This is a genomic window from Streptomyces sp. NPDC058221 (assembly GCF_042882365.1).
Taxonomy (GTDB): domain Bacteria; phylum Actinomycetota; class Actinomycetes; order Streptomycetales; family Streptomycetaceae; genus Streptomyces.
Map to the genome: position 1 here is coordinate 1 of NZ_JBHVWF010000311.1, position 1721 is coordinate 1721.

Annotated in this window: 2 protein-coding genes; both read right to left on the reverse strand. The window is 66.6% G+C overall.

Translation table 11 applies throughout. The features are described from left to right. The coding region (locus tag ACFVW8_RS39080) for a beta-ketoacyl synthase N-terminal-like domain-containing protein (protein ID WP_389698809.1) at nucleotides 1-878 on the reverse strand (878 nt) is incomplete at its 3' end. Between the two features lie 24 nt (nucleotides 879-902). After that, the coding region (locus tag ACFVW8_RS39085) for a beta-ketoacyl reductase (RefSeq protein ID WP_389698807.1) at nucleotides 903-1721 on the reverse strand (819 nt) is incomplete at its 5' end.

The following is a 1721-nucleotide window of genomic DNA, read 5'->3' on the forward strand; positions in this document are numbered from 1 at the left end:
ATGGGGTGGCCCAGGCGTTCGGCGTCGGAGAGGCGTTCCACGAGGAGCATGCCGGCGCCCTCGGCCCAGCCGGTGCCGTCGGCACCCGCACCGAATGCCTTGCACCTGCCGTCGGCTGCCAGGCCTCGCTGTCGGCTGAAGTTGATGAATGCTTCGGGTGTGGCCATTGCGGTGACGCCGCCGGCGAGTGCCATGTCGCATTCGCCTGTTCGTAGTGCTTGGACAGCGAGGTGGAGTGCGACCAGGGATGATGAGCAGGCGGTGTCGACGCTTACGGAGGGGCCTTCGAGTCCGAAGGTGTAGGAGAGGCGGCCTGCGATGACGCTTGTGGCGTTGCCGGTGCCCATCAGTCCTTCGAGGTGTCCTGGTATCTCGCGCAGGCGTGATGCGTAGTCGTGGTACATGACGCCGGCGAAGACGCCGGTGCGGCTGCCGTGCAGGGTGGCGGGGTCGATGCCGGCCCGTTCGAATGTTTCCCATGACGTTTCCAGCAGGAGTCTTTGCTGGGGGTCCATGGCCAGTGCTTCGCGGGGTGAGATTCCGAAGAATCCCGCGTCGAAGTCTGCCACCGTGTCCAGGAAGCCGCCTCGGCGTCCGTAGGTCTTTCCGGGCCGATCGGGGTCGGGGTCGTAGAGGCCTTCCACGTCCCAGCCTCGGTCCGTGGGGAAGTCGGAGATCGCATCCGCTCCCGACAGCACTACCTCCCACAGCCCCTCCGGAGAGACCACACCCCCCGGGAACCGACACCCCATCCCCACAATCGCAATCGGCTCGCTGGAGGCAGCGCGCAAGGCGTTGTTCTGCTGGCGCAGCAGCTCCGTTTCCTTGAGTGAGGCGCGAAGCGCTTCGACTACCTTTTCGTTGGGCGTTGCCATGATGTGCGCTCCGGAATACGAGGTGGGTCAGGAGTCTTTGCCGTCGAGTGCCATGCGAATCAGGTTGTCGACGTCCATCTCGTCGATGGATTCCGTCTCTTCCCCTCCTGTGAGGGCCTCCTGCTGCCCCTCCGGATCGGCGAGTTGCAGTACGAGGTCCAGCAGGCCGGCCTCGCGGAACCGGGACATGGGGATGCCGGAGACGGCCTCCCGGAAGGCCCTCTCTTCGAAGCCGTCCTGCTCTGCGGCGGCCCCTCCCGGCATGAGTTGCAGCCGGATGTGTTCGGCGAGCAGGGTGGAGTTCGGGTAGTCGAAGATGAGCGTGGCGGTTAGACGCAGGCCTGTGGCCGCGGTGAGGCGGTTGCGCAGTTCCACCGCGGTCAGCGAGTCGAAGCCCAGCTCGGTGAACGACCTCTTCGTGCCCACCACGTCAGGCGACTCGTGTCCAAGAACGCCGGCGACCTCGCTGCACACCACGTGGATCAGGTGCCGTTCGGCTTCGGCCTCGTTCATGCCCGCGAGTCGTTCGCGCAGGCCGCCGTTGTGGGCAGTCATCTGTGCAGCCCGCCGGGGCCGGGTGCGGACGAGTTCACTGAGCAGCGTGGGCATCCGTCCGGAGTCGGCGAGCGTACGGAGGGCGGGGAGGTTGAGCCGTACCGGGACGAGCAGGCCGTCGTGGTCGTCCCCGACTGCTTTGTCGAGGAGCGCGAGTCCTTCCTCGGTCGACAGCGCGTCGGCCCCCGAACGCGACATTCGTCGTGCGTCTGTTTCGGTGAGTTCGGCGGTCATGGTGCTGTTGGTGGCCCAGAGGCCCCAGGCGAGGGAGAGGCCGGGGAGTCCTTGGGC